This is a genomic window from Ferrimonas sp., from assembly GCF_048263965.1.
Classification (GTDB): Bacteria; Pseudomonadota; Gammaproteobacteria; order Enterobacterales; family Shewanellaceae; genus Ferrimonas.
Genome location: NZ_JBLXDO010000013.1, coordinates 1 through 17,363, shown reverse-complemented (window position 1 = coordinate 17,363; position 17,363 = coordinate 1). Strand labels below are relative to the sequence as shown.

Genomic DNA, 17,363 nt, shown 5'->3' with positions numbered 1-17,363 from the left:
TTTTATCGCTCAGGCTTACAGCATCGCTTTGAGGCGATAGAGCAGATCCTGGGCCTGGCGGGGGCTGAGGTTATCCGGGTCGCTGTGCTCCAGCATCTCCAGGGCCGGGTGGGGCTCCGGCTCTGCCGCGCTGATGGCCAGGGAGAGCTGGGGTTCAGCCTGGGCCTGCCCCAGCTGTTCCAGTTGAGCCAGCTTCTGCTTGGCCTGGCGAATTACCCCCTGAGGCACACCCGCCAGGGCGGCTACCTGCAAGCCATAGCTGCGGCTGGCCGGCCCCTCCTGCACCGCGTGCATAAAGGCGATGGTGGCCCCGTGCTCCACCGCATCCAGATGGACATTGACCGCTTCGGCATGTTGCTCCGGCAGCTGGGTCAGCTCGAAGTAGTGGGTGGCGAACAGAGTCAGGGACTGACTCTTTCGGGTCAGGAACTCTGCGGCTGCCCAGGCCAGGGAGAGACCATCGTAGGTGGAGGTGCCGCGGCCAATCTCATCCATCAGCACCAGGCTGCGTTCACTGGCGTTGTTGAGAATGTTGGCGGTTTCAGTCATCTCAACCATGAAGGTGGAGCGTCCGGACGCCAGATCGTCCGAGGCGCCAATTCGGGTAAAGATCCGATCCAAACGGCCAATCTCGGCGCTGTCGGCCGGCACAAAGCAGCCGATGTGCGCCATCAGGGCAATGAGCGCCGTCTGCCTCATGTAGGTCGACTTACCGCCCATGTTGGGGCCGGTCAGCACCAGCATGCGGCGAGAGGGACACAGGGAGACCGGGTTGGCGATAAAGGGCTCCTTCATCACCTGCTCTACCACGGGGTGGCGGCCACCGCGGATCTCTATGCCCACGCTGTCGCTCAGGGTAGGGCGGCAGTAGTTGAGGGCCTCGGCCCGGTCGGCGAAGGTCTGCAGCACATCCAGTTCGGCACAGGCAAAACCAAACATCTGCAACTCGGCCAGCTTGGGCATCAGCAGGTCGAACAGCGCCTCATACAGTTGCTTCTCCAGGGCCAGGGCCTTGCCCTGACTGGTGAGCACCTTGTCCTCATGCTCCTTGAGCTCAGGAATGATAAAGCGCTCGGCATTTTTCAGGGTCTGACGGCGGATGTAGCTGGCCGGCACCAGGGCTGACTGGGCTTTGGAGACCTCGATGAAGTAGCCGTGCACCTTGTTGTAACCCACCTTGAGAGTGGCGATGCCGGTGACCTCTTTCTCTCGGGCTTCCAGCTCGGCCAGGTAGTCTGTGGCCCCCTGGGACAGATCCCGCCAGTAGTCCAGGTCGCTGTTGTAGCCCGGGGCGATAACGCCGCCGTCGCGAATGAGCACCGGTGGGTTATCGATGATGGCTCGCTCCAGCAGATCCAGTTCTTCGGGAAACTCGCCCAGCTGCTGGGTCAGGGTGTTCAACCGGGCAGACTGGCACTGACCCAGGGTCTGTTTCAGTTCCGGCAGCACCCTCATCGCCTGGCGCAGTCGGGTAAAGTCCCGGGGCCGGGCGCTGCGCAGGGCCAGTCGCGCCAGCACCCGCTCAATGTCGCCAATCTCCTTGAGCAGGTCCGTGAGATCCGGGCTCAGTCCCAGATCCAGTAATTCCGCCACGGCGTCCAGACGCTGGTTCAGGGCGTTGCGGCAAGTCAGCGGTTGGTGGATCCAGCGCTGCAACTGACGGGAACCCATGGCGGTGGCACTGGCGTCCAGAACCGAGGCCAGGGTGTTGTCATGGCCGCCTCCCAGGTTACGGGTCAGCTCCAGGTTACGTCTGGTGGCCGCATCTAGCACGATGCCTTCATCGGAGAGATGGCGGCCGATGCTACGGATGTGGGGCAGGGCGGTACGCTGGGTGTCCTTGACGTACTGGAGCAGACAGCCTGCGGCGCACAGGCCCAGGTTGGCCTCCTCGACCCCAAAACCGGTCAAGTCTCTGGTACCGAACTGCTCGGTCAGTTGTTTGCGGGCGGTAGCGAGATCGAACTCCCACTCGGGTCGACGACGAAGTCCCTTGAGAGCCTCCACCAGGTGCATCGCCATCAACGATTCGCAGTAGAGCAGCTCCACCGGCGCCACCCGTTGTAGTTCGGCGGCCAGGCTCTCTTCGTCGTTCAATTCATTAAGGAAGAATCGACCTGAGGTGAGATCCAGGGTGGCAAAGCCAAAACGGCCTTGGTGTTCGTACAGGGCGGCCACCAGGTTATCGCGACGCTCGGTCAGCAGGGCTTCGTCGGTTACTGTGCCCGGGGTGACGATGCGCACCACCTTGCGCTCTACCGGACCCTTGCTGGTGGCCGGGTCACCCACTTGTTCACAGATCGCCACCGACTCACCCATCTGAACCAATCTGGCCAGATAACCCTCTACCGCATGGTAGGGGACCCCGGCCATGGGAATGGGATCGCCGCCGCTCTTGCCGCGGGCGGTCAGGGTAATGTCCAGCAGGGCCGCAGTGCGCTTGGCATCGTCATAGAAGAGTTCATAGAAATCGCCCATGCGATAGAACAGGATCACATCCTGATGTTGGGCTTTGAGAGTCAGGTACTGCTGCATCATCGGCGTGTGATGCGCTAGGGCGTCGGACTGTGGGCTCACGAGTTTCCTGCTGGGCAAAATCGACAAAGCCGTTATCATACCCCGGATCGAAAAACGCCTCCATACAGTAAACAGGGGTTGATACTGTATGACTATACAGTATACTGAGCCCAGTGAAATTTAACGCCTCATCCAATTTTAGAGTGGAGCTAGCAATGGACAACAACAAACAGCGGGCTTTGGCCGCTGCCCTGGGACAGATTGAAAAGCAGTTTGGTAAAGGCTCTATCATGCGCCTGGGTGATGCCACTGCCATGGACATTGAGGCCATCTCCACCGGTTCACTAGGCCTGGATGTGGCTCTGGGTATTGGCGGTCTGCCCGCAGGCCGTGTTGTTGAGATCTACGGTCCCGAATCTTCCGGTAAGACCACCCTCACTCTGCAGGTGATCGCCGAAGCCCAGAAGATGGGCAAAACCTGTGCCTTCGTGGATGCCGAACACGCCCTGGACCCCATCTATGCCGAGAAGCTGGGTGTGAACGTGCAGGAGCTGCTGGTGTCCCAGCCCGATACCGGTGAACAGGCCCTGGAGATCTGCGACATGCTGGTGCGCTCCGGCGCCGTCGATGTGGTGATCGTCGACTCCGTGGCTGCCTTGACGCCAAAGGCGGAAATTGAGGGTGAGATGGGCGATTCCCACGTGGGTCTGCAGGCGCGTCTGATGTCTCAGGCCCTGCGTAAGTTGACCGCCAACATCAAGCGCTCCAACACCCTGTGCATCTTCATCAACCAGATCCGGATGAAGATCGGCGTCATGTTCGGTAACCCCGAAACCACCACCGGTGGTAACGCCCTGAAATTCTACGCCTCCGTGCGTCTGGATATCCGCCGTACCGGCGCCATCAAAGATGGTGACGAAGTGGTGGGTAACGAAACCCGGGTTAAGGTGGTGAAAAACAAGGTGGCGCCTCCGTTCAAACAGGCTGAGTTCCAGATCCTCTACGGTGAGGGCTCCTCCAAAGAGGGTGAGCTGATCGACCTGGGTGTGAAGCACAAGCTGGTGGAGAAGTCCGGCGCCTGGTACAGCTACAAGGGTGAGAAGATCGGTCAGGGCAAAGCCAACTGCATCCGTTTCCTCAAGGAGAACGTGGCCATCGCCGACGAGATCGAAACCCAGTTGCGCGCCATGCTGCTGGTGAAGGCCGAGCCCCAGGCCGACGAGTTTGACCCTGCTAAAGAGGGTGAGGAAGCCTGAGCCAGGCCGACCTCAAACAGGCGGCTCTGAATCTGCTGAGCCGCCGGGATCACGCCAAAGCCGAGCTGAAGCAAAAACTGCGTCAGCGCGGCTTTGATCTTTCTGGCAGCGAAGCGCTGTTCCTTCAGCTGGAGGAGTGGGGCTATCTGGATGAGGCGCGCTTTGCCCTCTCTTACGCCCGCAGTCGTGCCCTTCGTGGTCAGGGGCCCGCCAAGGTAAGGCAGGAGCTGCGTCAGCGCGGCGTTTCCTCTTCCCTGATTACTCAGGCCATAGAGCAGGAGGAGCTGGATTGGTGGCAGTGCTGCCTGGAGCTGGCACAACGACGCTTCGACGCCCAGCTGCTGGCCGACTACGCCGCCCGTCAGAAGGCGTGGCGCTTCCTCAGCGGCCGTGGCTTTGACCGCGACCAGATACACTACGCCTTCGAGGAGCTTTCCCGAAGCGAGTAATTTTCCCTTAATTCCCCCATATCGCTGGTTTGCCCGGCCCTGTTACGGATATAATCACCCGTTTGAACAGGCAGCGCTGCCAAGCCGATGGACAGTGCGCTGCCTCAACCCAGATACAACTCTTTTCAGGATGACCGCATGCGTATGACCACTGCTGAAATTCGGGAAGCTTTCCTGGAATATTTCCGCACTCAGAACCACGAAGTAGTGGAGTCCAGCTCCCTGGTTCCTCATAACGATCCCACTCTGCTGTTTACCAATGCGGGGATGAACCAGTTCAAGGACGTATTCCTCGGCGCAGAGCAGCGCAACTACTCCCGTGCCACCACCTCCCAGCGTTGTGTGCGCGCCGGTGGTAAGCATAACGACCTGGAAAATGTGGGTTACACCGCCCGTCACCACACCTTCTTCGAGATGCTGGGTAACTTCAGCTTTGGTGACTACTTCAAGCGTGATGCCATCAACTTCGCCTGGAACTTCCTCACCAAGGAGATGAAGCTGCCCAAGGAGAAGCTGTGCGTCACCATCTATGAGTCCGATGATGAAGCCTATGAGATCTGGCTGAAGGAGATCGGCGTACCTGCCGAGTCCATCATCCGCATCGGTGACAACAAGGGCGCCCCTTACGCCTCTGACAACTTCTGGCAGATGGGTGACACCGGTCCCTGTGGCCCCTGTACCGAGATCTTCTACGACCACGGCGACCACATCTGGGGTGGCCGTCCCGGCACCCCTGAAGAGGATGGGGATCGCTTCATCGAGATCTGGAACATCGTATTCATGCAGTACAACCGTCAGGCCGACGGCACCATGGAACCTCTGCCTAAGCCCTCTGTGGATACCGGCATGGGCCTGGAGCGTATTGCTGCCATCATGCAGGGCGTTCACTCCAACTACGAGATTGACCTGTTCCAGTCGCTGATCAAGCAGGCGGCTCAGCTGCTGTCCGTAGAGGATCTGGAGAACAACTCTCTCAAGGTGATCGCCGATCACATCCGCTCCTGTGCCTTCCTGATTGCCGATGGCGTGATGCCCTCCAACGAAGGCCGTGGCTATGTGTTGCGCCGCATCATCCGCCGTGCCGTGCGTCACGGTCATAAACTGGGTGCCCGTCAACCCTTCTTCCACCGCCTGGCCCCTAAGCTGGCTGAGCTGATGGGCGCCGCCTACGACGAGCTCAACACTCAGATGCCGGTGATCTCCAAGGTCCTGAAGACCGAAGAAGAGCAGTTCCTGCGCACCGTGGACCGCGGCCTGGCGCTGCTGGAAGATGTGCTGGAGAACCTGGACGGTGACACCATCCCTGGTGCCAAGGTGTTTGAGCTCTATGACACCTATGGCTTCCCAGCGGACCTGACCGCCGACATCGCCCGTGAACGCGACATGAAGATCGACCAGCAGGGCTTCGATGCCGCCATGGCCGAGCAGCGCAAACGTGCCCAGCAGGCCAGCAAGTTCGGCATGGATTACAACGAGGTGCTGCGCATCGACAGCGACACCGAGTTCAGTGGTTACACCCTCAACGAGCAGGCCGCCAAGGTGGTGGCCATCTACAAGGAGGGCGAGTCCGTCGAGCAGCTGCTGGAAGGGGAAGAGGGCCAGGTGATCCTGGACACCACCCCCTTCTACGCCGAGAGCGGCGGTCAGGTGGGTGACTCCGGTGAACTGATGATGGCCAACGGTGCCTTTACCGTCAAGGACACCCGCAAGGCGGGCAACGCCATCGTCCACGTTGGCTACGTGTCCGGCGGCGAGATACACGTGGGCGAAGAGCTGACGGCGGCCATCGATTCCCACCGTCGCCAGGCGATCAAGCTCAATCACACCGCCACCCACCTGCTGCACGCCGCCCTGCGCAAGGTGCTGGGTGAGCACGTGAACCAGAAGGGCTCTTTGGTGAACGCCGAGGGGCTGCGTTTTGACTTCAGCCACTTCGAAGGGGTCAGCATCAAGGTTCTGCGCACCGTAGAGAAGATGGTGAACGATGAGATCCGCACCAACAACGAAGTGGCCACCCGTCTGATGAACATCGACGATGCCAAGTCCGCCGGTGCCATGGCCCTGTTCGGTGAGAAGTACGACGACGAAGTACGGGTCGTGAACATGGGCGAATTCTCCACCGAGCTCTGTGGTGGTACCCACGTCAACCGCACCGGTGACATCGGCTTCTTCAAGATCATCTCCGAGGGCGGCATCGCCGCAGGTGTGCGTCGAATTGAAGCCCTGACCGGCCAGGTGGCCATCGATGCCATGCACCAGCTGGGTGAACAGCTGGAAGGCCTGGCGACCATGGTCAAGAGCGACACCACCAACCTGGGCGAGCGAGTTCGCACCCTGGTGGAGCGCAGCCGCTGGCTGGAGAAGGAGGTGGATCGCCTCAACGCCAAGCTGACCGCTCAGGCCGGTGCCTCTCTGGCGGACAACGCCGTTGAGATCAACGGCACCAAGGTGATCGTGGCCAATCTGGAAGGGGCTGAGCCCAAATCCCTTCGTGACACTCTGGACCAGCTGAAGAATAAGCTGGGCAGTGGCATTGTGGTTCTGGCAACCGCCAAGGACGACAAGGTCAGCCTGATTGCGGGCGTAACCAAGGATCTTACCGGCCAGGTGAAATCCGGTGAGCTGGTGAACATGGTGGCTCAGCAGGTCGGTGGCAAGGGCGGTGGCCGTCCTGACATGGCTCAGGCCGGTGGAACCGACGTCGCCGCTCTGCCTGCCGCCCTGGCAAGCGTGAACGACTGGCTGACGCAGCGGCTGTAATCTGTGTCCCTGTTCGTACAGAAATATGGTGGCACCTCGGTGGGGTCTTTTGACCGCATCGAGGCGGTCGCCGACGGTATTGCCCGTACCGTACGCGAAGGCCACAAGACGGTAGTGGTATTGTCAGCCATGGCTGGTGAGACCAATCGTTTATTGGAACTGGCCTCCCTGGTGTCGGCTCAGCCTGATCAGCGCGAGCTGGACATGCTGGTCAGCACCGGTGAGCAGATCTCCATCGCCTTGATGGCCATGGCTTTGCATAAGCGGGGAGTGCAGGCTGTCTCCCTGTTGGGATTCCAGGTTGGAATCCACACCGACGGCCATCATGGTCGCGCCGAGATTCAGTCCGTCGAACAGCAGCGCCTGGAGCGCTGCCTCGATGCGGGACAGGTGCCCATTGTGGCCGGATTTCAGGGGGTGAGCCCTGACGGAGAGGTGACAACACTGGGCCGTGGAGGCTCAGATACCACGGCCGTTGCACTGGCTGCAGCCCTGGGTGCTGACGAATGTCAGATTTTCACCGACGTAGAAGGGGTTTATACTACTGATCCTAGGATAGAACCTAAGGCGCGCAAAATGAGCCACATCACCTTCGAGGAGATGTTGGAGCTAGCCAGTCTGGGTGCTAAGGTATTGCAAATGCGCTCTGTTGAATTTGCAGGCCGGCACCAGGTGCCACTCAGGGTGCTGTCCAGTTTCAAGGAAGGAGAAGGGACTCTGATCGATTACGATGGCCGTTGCCACTCCGGCAACTGCGTTACCGGTATCGCATACAGTCGCGAAGAGGCCAGCCTGACCCTGACCGGTCTGGTGGATGAGGCCGGCGTGGCTGCTGCCCTGTTTTCCCCCTTGGCTGATGCCAAAATTGCCGTGGATATGATAGTTCAGGCGGGCGCCGGAGAAGGCCGCGTCGACCTGACCTTTACCGTTCCTCGGGGTGATCTTCCCCTGGCGCGATCCGTTATCGAGCCTCTGATGGAGAGGTTCGGTGCCAGGGAACTGATAGAAACCTGCGACATCTGCAAAGTTTCCGTAGTGGGGGCCTCTATGACTCACCACACCTCGGTGGCCAAGCAGATGTTCGAAGTCTTGGGTCGAGAAGGAATTAAGATTCATTTGATTGCGACCTCGGAGATAAAGATCTCCGTTGCCATTGATGAGAAGTATCTTGAGCTTGCCGTCCGAAGCCTCCACAGCTCGTTTGGGCTGGGTGAAGACTGAGAATATCTGCCAATGTGGGTAGAATTAATCTAGGCTAACTTTATAATAGCGCTGCAAGATTCCACGGTCGAAGGCCGTGGACTTGAAGAGAGAGGAGCGAAAGAATGCTGATTTTGACTCGCCGCGTAGGCGAAACCTTAATGATTGGTGACGAAGTAACCGTTACTGTTTTGGGAGTAAAGGGCAACCAGGTACGTATTGGTGTGAACGCTCCCAAAGAGGTTTCTGTGCATCGCGAGGAGATCTACATGCGGATTCAAGCCGAGAAAGACGGCACTCCGCAGGGTGGAAACTTCTAAAAAAGACCGGCGCAACAGCGTCGGTTTTTTTATGCCTGAATCCCGTTTGAAGGGCGCTCTCCGGCACGGCTGCTGACAGTAAAATAATCATTTTCAGCGCTTGCTGCCGGAATCTTGGCTGGACTGGATAAAAACAGTGCAGTTGTTATCGCGCCCGCCAAAAAGCGTTTGACATATTTCTGCTACGACGTAATATACGCCCCGCACCACGGCAGAGCGAGCTCTCCAGGTGACCGGGGACCTACCGGAAAACAGGTTGATTAGGTGAGGTGGCCGAGTGGCTGAAGGCGCGCCCCTGCTAAGGGCGTATACCTTGATCGGTATCGAGGGTTCGAATCCCTCCCTCACCGCCATTGCGCGCTCGTAGCTCAGCTGGATAGAGTACCTGGCTACGAACCAGGCGGTCGAAGGTTCGAATCCTTCCGAGCGCGCCATATTGATAAAAAAGCCCGAGCTGACGCTCGGGTTTTTTTATGCGCGCTCGTCGGATTGCTTGCCTGCGGGCGGAGCCCTTAGGCGTTGTTGAAGAGATATCAAAAGCGCTAGCCGGGTTGAGTCAGCTCAATCATCAGGGCGAAGAAGCCAATCAGCCCCAGGCAGAGGCCAAAAATCCAGTAAAACCCCTTCTGTCCCTGCTTCAGGCTGTAACCGTTCATGGTCAGAAACAGGTACCACAGCAGTGACAGGATAATTGGCAGCAGAAACATTCTTCCTATCATGGTGGTTCCTCATCATTGAGCTAAAGGTATTTTCTTAATAGATACCAAGAGTTTGCCGGGTTTTCAAACAGGCTTCCACTACCGGTTTCTCACGATTCCCACTGGAAGACGACAGGGATTGACAATGTTTATCAGTACGTTAACCCTTGTGATCTGAGTGTAAAATTTTGACAAATTGGCTTCTTATTTATCCATTCGCGTGTAGCATATAGCCCTCGGGGGATTATCAAATTGACTATGCGCTATCTGACTTTGCTGACTTTGTTTTCCCTACCCGTTCTGGCCTGGTTCGACGCGGTTCCCGACTGGCTGGATAGAGAGAGTCATCAACTGGTGATGGACCTCAACAGTGGTATCGGACAAAGCCAGAATCCTAACTTCTTAAAAGCCGAATATGGCGATGGTGAGATGATGCTGTACTATCGTCAGGTAAACGGCGATCGTCTCGGTGCCTTCGGCGCTGTGGTGGAGAACCACGCTCAGGAGACCATTTACAGTTTCTGTACCAGCGCCTACTATCGTAAGCGCCTGGAGTTGGGCATGGTGTATCGTCACCTGTACCAGGATGATACGGGCAACATCAGCCAGGAGATCCGTATCGACAGATACAGCTGTCTGCAGTCACAGCGTTTTTGACCGCAAGGGGAGCAGAGGCCCCGTCAGCCCGTACCTCTGAACGCCTTTGGCGGTTGATTGGAGGTAAGATTCTTGCAACTCACCAGCTTCAGTGACTTCGCGTTCCGTTCCCTGCTCTACATGGCAACGCTGCCAGAAGGGGAGTTGACCAGCATCACCCGGGTGACAGAGATCTACGGTGTATCCCGTAATCACATGGTGAAGGTGATCAACAAACTGGGTCACGCGGGTTTTGTGAAGACCGTACGGGGCAAGAAGGGGGGCATCTGTCTGGCAAAAGCCCCTGAAGAGATCGGCCTGGGTGAGGTGATTCGTGCCCTGGAACCCCTCCAACTGATCAACTGCGGCGAACCCTACTGTAAAATCCTGCCCGCCTGCCGCCTGAAGCAGGTCCTCTCCGAAGCCACCAATGCGTTTTTGGGCACTCTGGATAACTACACCCTGGCCGATATGCTGGCCAATAATGAAGAGCTCAAGGCTCTGATGATCCCCTCGGAAACCGTCGAGTAGCCTCTTGCTCTCTGCCGAAGGGGGCCTGTTCGCCAGTGCCTTTGTCTCTGCCACTCTGGCCCCGGGCGGCTCGGAGCTGCTTCTGGGCTATCTGGTTCAATCCACTCCTGATACCTGGTTAAGCCTCGTCATAATCGCCACCATAGGCAATACTCTGGGTTCCCTCACCAGTTACCTCCTTGGACGCTTGGGGCGGCGTGCCAAATCTCCCGAAGAGCTGATTGAGGGGAAGCACCAATGGCTGATACCCAAGGTGCAGCGCTATGGCGTCTGGAGCCTGCTGTTGGCCTGGCTGCCCTTGATAGGGGATGCCATCCCCCTGCTTGCCGGATGGTTCCGGTTTGGGATGTTATCTAGTAGTCTGTTGATCTTCATTGGTAAGTTTTTTCGATACTTGGTGATCGCCCTCACCACTCTGGGCATCATCAGTCAGTTCTAGGCGCAGCCCGACCGGGCTGTGGGCCGCTACAGGAGGGATTCCGTGAAATTGTTCAAGCCGCTGGCACTCAGTCTGGCGATCACCCTGGCAGGATGCGCATCAGACGCACCCACCCCATCACTGCCTGATGGGGTCGCTTATCTTGGCTCTAATCTGTCTCAGCAGGCAGAAGTAACAATTCCTTACGAAAAGTTCCAGCTGGATAATGGTCTGACGGTCGTTCTGCACAAAGACAGCTCAGACCCTCTGGTGCACGTGGATGTGACCTATCATGTGGGCTCCGCCCGGGAGGATCTGGGTAAATCCGGTTTCGCTCACTTCTTCGAGCACATGATGTTCCAGGGCTCCGAAAACGTGGCCGATGAACAGCACTTCCAACTGGTGACTGAGTCCGGCGGTACCCTGAATGGGACCACCAACAGCGACCGAACCAACTACTTTGAGACTGTGCCGGCCAATCAGCTGGAGAAGATGCTCTGGCTCGAGGCAGATCGCATGGGCTTCCTGCTGCCTGCGGTCACCGAAGAGGCGTTCGAGGTTCAGCGTGCCACGGTAAAGAATGAGCGTGGCCAGCGGGTGGACAACCAGCCCTACGGGCGACTCAATGAGCTGGTCTCTCAAGCCCTCTACCCCAAGGGGCACCCCTACTCCTGGCCGGTGATCGGCTGGATGGAGGAGCTGGACAACGGCAACGTGGACGATCTGCGCGCCTTCTTCAAGCGCTGGTATGGCCCCAATAACGCCACCCTCACCATTGGCGGCGATTTCGATCGTGAGCAGGTGCTGCAGTGGGTGGTCAAGTACTTTGGCACCATCCCCCGGGGTCCGGAAGTGACCGCCCAGCCCAAGGCGCCCGCTTCCCTGGAGGGCGATCGCTACCTCACCCTGGAAGACAAGGTGCACCTGCCCCTGATCTACCTCTCTTTCCCCACAGTGTACGCCCGTCATGAAGATGAAGCGGCTCTGGACCTGCTGTCCGAGATCCTCGGTGGCGGCAAGACCTCCATCTTCTACAAGAACCTGGTGAAATCAGGATTGGCGGTGCAGGCGGGCGTTGGCCATCCCTGCCGGGAACTGGCCTGTGAGTTCACCATGTATGCCCTGGCCAATCCAGGCAAACAGCCCCAGTTGGGCGGCATCGAGAAGGTGATTCGTGAATCCGTGGCGGAGTTTGAGAAGCGCGGTGTTCTGGCCGACGACCTGAAGAAAGCCCAGGTAGGCCATGAAGCCAATACCATTTTCGGCCTGCAGAGTGTGCGCGGTAAGGTGACCTCCCTGGCCTACAACCAGACCTTCTTCGACGAGCCGGACCTGCTTCAGCAGGATCTGGAGCGCTACCGCAATGTCACCGCCGAAGACGTGATGCGGGTGTTCAACACCTACATCAAGGGAAAACATGCGGTGATCATGAGTGTCGTGCCCCAGGGGCAACTGGCCCTGGCCGCCGCGCCAGCCAGTTTCACGGCTCCGGGTCCGATCCCCAAGGAGCAACTGAGCCATGCCGATAAGGTTGAACAGGCCCAGATCCAGGACAGCTTCGACAGAAGCCAGGTGCCTGGCTCCGGCCCTGCACCTCAGCTCAAGGTGCCTGCCTTGTGGCAGCTGCGTCTGGCCAACGGCATCGATGTCATCGGCACTCAGAGCGATGAGACCCCCACCACAGAGATCATGATTGCCCTCGATGGCGGGCAGCGCCTGACCTCAGCCACCGAAGCGGGCCTGGCTCAGCTCACCGCCACCATGATGGGTGAGTCCACCGAGTCCTTCACCACGGTTGAGATGGCTCAGGAGCTGGAGAAGCTGGGTTCCTCCATCTCCGTCAGTGCCTCCGGTTATCGTACCTATGTCAGCGTCAGCGCCCTGACCGTAAACCTGGACGCCACCCTGGCCCTGCTGCAGGAGCGCTTGCTCAAGCCTGCATTCAAGGACGAGGATTTCCAACGGGTTAAGGTTCAGCAGATTCAGGGGCTGCAGCATCAGGCCAACGACCCGGGCTGGCTGGCCAACACCGCCTGGAGCGAACTGCTCTATGGTGGCAACAGTGCAGGTAAACCCGTGGGCGGGACTCTGGAGAGCGTTCAGGAGCTGACGCTGGAACAGGTCAAAGGCTTCTATATGGAGCAGTTCCGCGCCGGTAACGCCAGCGTGGTGGCGGTGTCTGACCTGGATCAGGCCCAGCTGCTGGCCAAGCTGAACTGGCTGGGGCAATGGCAGGGCGAAGCCAGTCAGTGGGCCCCCCTGCAGGCGATGCCGCAACTGGCCGGTCCCAAGGTATACCTGCTGGACAAGTCGGGTGCGGCTCAGTCGGTGATCAAGATAGGTCGCCGTGGCATGCCTTTCGATGCCCTGGGGGACTACTTCAAGTCCGGGCTGATGAATTACCCACTGGGGGGGGCCTTCAACAGCCGCATCAACCTGAACCTGCGTGAAGACAAGGGCTACACCTATGGTGCCCGTAGCAGCTTCCGCGGCGGCCCCGAGCTGGGCTCCTTTGTGGCCGGTGCCAGCGTGCGTGCCGACGCCACTGCGGCGTCGGTGAAGGAGTTTGTCGATGAGCTCCAGGGCTTCGCAGACAAGGGGATGACGGAGGAGGAGCTGGCCTTCATGCGGGCTTCGGTGACCCAGTCTGATGCCTTGAGTTTCGAGACCCCAGGGCAGAAAGCCCGCTTCCTGGGCAAGCTGCAACGTTATGACCTGCCCAAGGACTTTGTTGAACAGCAGGGCGCTCTGATCCGCAGCATCAGTCGTGAAGAGCTGAATCGCCTGGCTAAAGATCAGCTGGACCTGTCACAAATGATCATCCTGGTTGTTGGTGATAAAAGCAGCGTAGAGCCCTCTCTGAAAGAACTGGGCTATGATATCGTCACACTGACGCTGTAAAATTGTCCCTTTCCATCTACACCGGGAGGGCAACGCCCTCCCGTTTTAACGAGTATCTGACTTGACGGAATTTGAACGGAACCTGAGCCGACTCTCCAATGAGGAGGGGCGGCTCGCCCTGCGCTCTATGGGGCGCGGGATAGAGCGGGAAGCCTTGCGTATTCTTCCCCAAGGCCTGCTGGCCCGGGATCCCCATCCCCAGGCCCTGGGCTCTGCCCTGACCAATAAGTGGGTCACCACCGACTTTTCTGAGTCCCTGCTGGAGCTGATCACCGGGGTTAACACCTGTGTCGATGGCCTGTTGGAGGAGCTGGGCGATATCCATCGCTTTGTCAGCCACCATATCGGCGATCAGCTGCTGTGGCCCCAGTCCATGCCCTGCTTTATCGATCATCAGGAAGATGTGCCTATCGCCCAGTATGGTCACTCCCACGTCGGAAGGATGAAAACCCTCTACCGTGAGGGGTTGAAGCGCCGTTATGGGGCCAAGATGCAGTCCATCGCCGGGGTCCACTTCAACTTCTCTCTGCCGAAGTCGCTGTGGAAAGCCCTGTACGGGGATCAGTCTCAGGAGACCATCTCCACCGGCTACTTCCACCTGATTCGCAACTTCCGTCATCAGGCCTGGATCCTGCCCTATCTGTTCGGTGCCTCCCCCACGCTCTGCTCCTCCTTCCTGGATGGCCGCGAGGTTGGGCTGGAATTCGATACCCTCTCCAGCGGCCTGCTGGTGCTGCCCTGGGCCACCTCTCTGCGGATGAGTGACCTTGGGTACACCAACAGCGAGCAGACCAACCTGAGAATCCGTTACAACTCGGTGCAGGAGTATGTCTCCGACCTCAAGCGTGCCATTACCTTGCCGTCAGAGCGCTTCGCCGAGCTGGGTCTGGAGGAGGGGGGCCAGCGAGTACAGCTGAACACCAATATCCTGCAGATTGAGAATGAGCTCTACTCACCCATCCGGCCCAAGCGCACCGCCCACAGCGGTGAGACCCCCTCCGATGCCCTGGACCGCGCAGGCGTTGAGTACATCGAGGTGCGCACCCTGGATGTGAACCCCTTCGCGCCCCATGGAGTGAGCCGGGACCAGGTGTTGTTGCTGGATCTCTTCCTGTTGGACTGCCTGCTGTTGCCCAGCCCCTGCTGGACTGATGAATGTCAGCAGCAGACTCAGCGCAACTTCGACACCGTGGTGGCACGAGGCCGTCAGCCCGGTCTGGCGCTGGAGTACGGTTGTGGTGACAGCAAGCCACTCAGTCAATGGCTGGGGGAGAGCTTTGAACGCTGGCGCCAGATTGCCAGGGTGATCGACGGTGACCAGGGCAGTGATTATCAGGACGCCCTGACGTTGTGGCAGGGGTGTATTGAGGATCCTGAGCAGACCCTGTCTGGTCGCATCCTGGCCGAGCAAAGAGCCCAGGCCAATCCTGTGATGGCGCTGGCCAAGGCCCACCGTCAGCACTGGCTCGGTGGACAGTCCCAGCGCCTGCCTGAGCAGAGGCTGCAGCAGGAGGCCGAGGATTCCATTGAGCGCCAGCAGGCCCTGGAAGCCAACCAGGTGGGTAGCTTTGAGGAGTATCTAGATCACTACTTCAAAGGCAGTGAGCAGTGAAACCCCAGGGGTGGTTACTGCTGATCAGCGCGGTGTTGACCGGCTGTGCCAGCAACCAGGAGTTTGCCTGTGGTGTGGTGGCCAGTGGTGTTCGCCCTCCTGCGGAGCAGGGACTGTTTCAGGTGATGGTGACCCACATCGATGGCAAGGCGGTGGTCTCCAAGGCCAGTTACCGTCTGGCCCCAGGAGAGCATCAGCTGCGCCTGGTGGAACTGATTGATGATCCCAGGCTGGGGGTCAGTCTGCGGGACCGCAGTTATCGGGAGATGACCCTGTGGATGGAGGCGGATCAGCAGTTCTCTCTGGCCGCCCGGTTCGACCCTGACTCTCAGCCTGTCGAACAGGGGCGTTATTGGGAGCCCACCATCTGGCAGCAACAGCCCCAGACCTGCTCTTTGGAGTAGCCTTCACAGATCAAAAAAGGCCGCATCAGCGGCCTTTTTTCTGTCTGGCGCCCATCAGGCGATGGCCATGGCGCCGCCCAGCCCGATAAAGGTCAGTCCGCAAAGCCGGTTAAACCGCTTCTGGGCCGTGGTGCTGCACAGGCGGTTGGCCAGCTGGCAGCCGCCGAACGCCACCAGATTGAGCACGATGAAGTCCACGGCGGTAAAGGTGGAGCAGAGTACCAGCAACTGAGGCACCATCGGCTTCTCGGGATTCAGAAACTGGGGAAACAGGGCGGCAAAGAAGATCAGCCCCTTGGGGTTGGCCAGGCCCACCATCAATGTCTGGCGAAACAGTCCGAAGGCGGAGGCGTCGTCCCGGTATCTGAAGCCGGACTCCAGGTTCTCTTCCGGACGTGAGCGCCAGGCAGAGACGCCTAACCACAACAGGTAGCCGGCACCGCCATACCGGAGCAGTTCAAACAGGGCCGGGCTGCTGGTGATCAGCGCGCCGACGCCTGTGGCGGACAACAGCATCAGCGCCAGTCCGGCCAGGTTGGAACCCAGCACGGTGGCCAGGGCTTTCTTATGGCCGTGGCGGACACTGGTGGAGAGGGTCAGCAGAGTCATGGGGCCGGGAGCGACCAGCAGGATGACTACGGTGGCAAGGTAAACCAGGTAAAGCTCAGTCGACATTGGGAAATGGCGGGTTTAAAAAGAAAGGGGCGCATTTAACCAGTGCGGCAATCACCTGTAAAGGACCGAGGGGAATTCGAGCGCAGGAATTGAGAACTCACCTGTCAGCTTTGGCTGACAAAGGGGCAATTTTTTCATCCAGGTGGCGTGGCGGCGCCTTTTGATCATCTTAAGGTGGCAATTGTGAATGCCTCAGGGCAGAATCAAGGCTTTCAGGGACACTCACGAACATCCAAACCCATGATGAAGATAGTAAAACTGCTGCTGAGCTCGGCGCTTCTGGTTTCTCTGGTTGGCTGTGCCACGCCTCCCCCCAGGGACCCGGAAAACCTGTGCAACATCTTTATGGAAAACCGCGACTGGTATAAGGCGGCCAAGGACACCCGCGAGAAGTGGGGGGTGCCCGTGCATGTGCCCATGGCGATGATGTATCAGGAGAGCTCCTTCAAGCACAATGCCCAGCCTCCCATGGAGTGGTTTTTGGGGTTCATTCCTATTGGCCGGGCCTCCAGTGCCTATGGCTATGCTCAGGCCAAGACGGTGACCTGGGATCAGTATGCCCGGGAGACCGGTAACTCCTGGTCCAGCCGCAGTGACTTCGACGACGCCATGGACTTCATGGGGTGGTACATCTACAAGTCCAACAAGATCAACGGCGTCTCCAAGTGGGATGCCTACCGCCAGTACCTCAACTACCACGAGGGCTGGGGCGGCTATAAGCGCGGCAGCTACAGGAAGAAGCAGTGGCTGGTAAAGACCTCCCGCAAGGTTGAGGCACGCTCCAAGCGCTATGCGGCTCAGTACAACCAGTGCAAAGAGGATCTCGACCGCAGTTGGTTGTGGCGCCTGTTCTTCGGCTGATTCGTTTCAGAGCCCAAAAAAAGCCAGCACCGGTTGCTGGCTTTTTTTATGGTTCTTCGCACATTAGCGGGAACTAGATACGAAAACGGCTGGAAAGGTTATTGTGTAGTCGCCAAACAAACACC

General features: G+C 58.8%; 15 protein-coding genes and 2 tRNA genes. 14 read left to right on the top strand and 3 right to left on the bottom strand.

The window, feature by feature from the left end; all coding sequences use genetic code 11:
* Positions 1 to 15: 15 nt before the first annotated feature.
* Entirely contained in the window at positions 16 to 2,538 is a 2,523-nt protein-coding gene (gene mutS / locus ACN0RV_RS12400) for a DNA mismatch repair protein MutS (RefSeq protein ID WP_417348028.1), read from the bottom strand.
* 194 nt (positions 2,539 to 2,732) lie between these two features.
* On the opposite strand from mutS, the gene recA reads away from it, so the two are divergent.
* The 7 genes from recA to ACN0RV_RS12365 all read left to right on the top strand — a co-directional run bounded on the left by recA (position 2,733) and on the right by ACN0RV_RS12365 (position 8,936).
* Positions 2,733 to 3,773 carry a recombinase RecA gene (gene recA, locus ACN0RV_RS12395; protein ID WP_417347897.1) on the top strand — a complete coding sequence of 347 codons (1,041 nt, stop codon included), beginning with the start codon at positions 2,733 to 2,735 and terminating at the stop codon, positions 3,771 to 3,773.
* On the top strand, positions 3,770 to 4,222 hold the full coding sequence (locus tag ACN0RV_RS12390) for a regulatory protein RecX (protein WP_417348026.1): 453 nt from the start codon (positions 3,770 to 3,772) through the stop codon (positions 4,220 to 4,222). Before recA ends, ACN0RV_RS12390 begins: the two co-directional genes overlap by 4 nt.
* A gap of 138 nt (positions 4,223 to 4,360) precedes the next feature.
* The gene (alaS, locus tag ACN0RV_RS12385; protein WP_417347896.1) at positions 4,361 to 6,982 is read left to right on the top strand and encodes an alanine--tRNA ligase; all 2,622 of its coding nucleotides are present in this window, start codon (positions 4,361 to 4,363) and stop codon (positions 6,980 to 6,982) included.
* Positions 6,983 to 6,985: 3 nt separating this feature from the next.
* Entirely contained in the window at positions 6,986 to 8,203 is a 1,218-nt protein-coding gene (locus tag ACN0RV_RS12380) for an aspartate kinase (protein ID WP_417347895.1), read from the top strand.
* A gap of 104 nt (positions 8,204 to 8,307) precedes the next feature.
* A complete protein-coding gene (gene csrA / locus ACN0RV_RS12375) occupies positions 8,308 to 8,502 on the top strand; it encodes a carbon storage regulator CsrA (RefSeq protein ID WP_028109924.1) in 195 nt (64 codons plus the stop codon).
* A 263-nt stretch (positions 8,503 to 8,765) separates the two neighbouring features.
* Positions 8,766 to 8,855 (top strand) — tRNA-Ser (locus ACN0RV_RS12370).
* Between the two features lie 4 nt (positions 8,856 to 8,859).
* Positions 8,860 to 8,936: transfer RNA gene (locus ACN0RV_RS12365), tRNA-Arg, on the top strand.
* Positions 8,937 to 9,044: 108 nt separating this feature from the next.
* On the opposite strand, the gene ACN0RV_RS12360 is transcribed toward ACN0RV_RS12365, so the two are convergent.
* Complete coding sequence (locus tag ACN0RV_RS12360) at positions 9,045 to 9,221, bottom strand: hypothetical protein (protein WP_417347894.1); 177 nt, start codon at positions 9,219 to 9,221, stop codon at positions 9,045 to 9,047.
* Between the two features lie 237 nt (positions 9,222 to 9,458).
* On the opposite strand from ACN0RV_RS12360, the gene ACN0RV_RS12355 reads away from it, so the two are divergent.
* From ACN0RV_RS12355 to ACN0RV_RS12330, 6 genes are all read left to right on the top strand, one after another.
* Complete coding sequence (locus ACN0RV_RS12355) at positions 9,459 to 9,857, top strand: hypothetical protein (RefSeq protein ID WP_417347893.1); 399 nt, start codon at positions 9,459 to 9,461, stop codon at positions 9,855 to 9,857.
* Between the two features lie 72 nt (positions 9,858 to 9,929).
* A complete protein-coding gene (nsrR, locus tag ACN0RV_RS12350; RefSeq protein ID WP_417347892.1) occupies positions 9,930 to 10,367 on the top strand; it encodes a nitric oxide-sensing transcriptional repressor NsrR in 438 nt (145 codons plus the stop codon).
* Positions 10,368 to 10,371: 4 nt separating this feature from the next.
* Positions 10,372 to 10,806 (top strand): YqaA family protein, encoded by a 435-nt coding sequence (locus tag ACN0RV_RS12345; RefSeq protein ID WP_417347891.1) that lies wholly within the window; start codon positions 10,372 to 10,374, stop codon positions 10,804 to 10,806.
* A gap of 42 nt (positions 10,807 to 10,848) precedes the next feature.
* On the top strand, positions 10,849 to 13,686 hold the full coding sequence (locus ACN0RV_RS12340; protein WP_417347890.1) for a M16 family metallopeptidase: 2,838 nt from the start codon (positions 10,849 to 10,851) through the stop codon (positions 13,684 to 13,686).
* A 61-nt stretch (positions 13,687 to 13,747) separates the two neighbouring features.
* Entirely contained in the window at positions 13,748 to 15,298 is a 1,551-nt protein-coding gene (gene gshA / locus ACN0RV_RS12335; protein ID WP_417347889.1) for a glutamate--cysteine ligase, read from the top strand.
* Positions 15,295 to 15,702, top strand: a complete 408-nt coding sequence (locus ACN0RV_RS12330) for a hypothetical protein (RefSeq protein ID WP_417347888.1) — start codon at positions 15,295 to 15,297, stop codon at positions 15,700 to 15,702. Before gshA ends, ACN0RV_RS12330 begins: the two co-directional genes overlap by 4 nt.
* 54 nt (positions 15,703 to 15,756) lie before the next feature.
* Here the strand turns inward: ACN0RV_RS12330 and ACN0RV_RS12325 are convergent, their stop codons facing one another.
* Positions 15,757 to 16,377, bottom strand: a complete 621-nt coding sequence (locus ACN0RV_RS12325) for a LysE family translocator (RefSeq protein ID WP_417347887.1) — start codon at positions 16,375 to 16,377, stop codon at positions 15,757 to 15,759.
* A 243-nt stretch (positions 16,378 to 16,620) separates the two neighbouring features.
* On the opposite strand from ACN0RV_RS12325, the gene ACN0RV_RS12320 reads away from it, so the two are divergent.
* Entirely contained in the window at positions 16,621 to 17,238 is a 618-nt protein-coding gene (locus ACN0RV_RS12320) for a hypothetical protein (RefSeq protein WP_417348024.1), read from the top strand.
* The last annotated feature ends 125 nt before the right edge of the window (positions 17,239 to 17,363 follow it).

Coding starts and splice junctions, on each gene's coding strand:
- mutS (WP_417348028.1), bottom strand. CDS start 2,538: ATGATGCAGCAGTACCTGACTCTCAAAGCCCAACATCAGGATGTGATC.
- recA (WP_417347897.1), top strand. CDS start 2,733: ATGGACAACAACAAACAGCGGGCTTTGGCCGCTGCCCTGGGACAGATT.
- alaS (WP_417347896.1), top strand. CDS start 4,361: ATGCGTATGACCACTGCTGAAATTCGGGAAGCTTTCCTGGAATATTTC.
- csrA (WP_028109924.1), top strand. CDS start 8,308: ATGCTGATTTTGACTCGCCGCGTAGGCGAAACCTTAATGATTGGTGAC.
- ACN0RV_RS12360 (WP_417347894.1), bottom strand. CDS start 9,221: ATGATAGGAAGAATGTTTCTGCTGCCAATTATCCTGTCACTGCTGTGG.
- ACN0RV_RS12355 (WP_417347893.1), top strand. CDS start 9,459: ATGCGCTATCTGACTTTGCTGACTTTGTTTTCCCTACCCGTTCTGGCC.
- ACN0RV_RS12325 (WP_417347887.1), bottom strand. CDS start 16,377: ATGTCGACTGAGCTTTACCTGGTTTACCTTGCCACCGTAGTCATCCTG.
- ACN0RV_RS12320 (WP_417348024.1), top strand. CDS start 16,621: ATGAAGATAGTAAAACTGCTGCTGAGCTCGGCGCTTCTGGTTTCTCTG.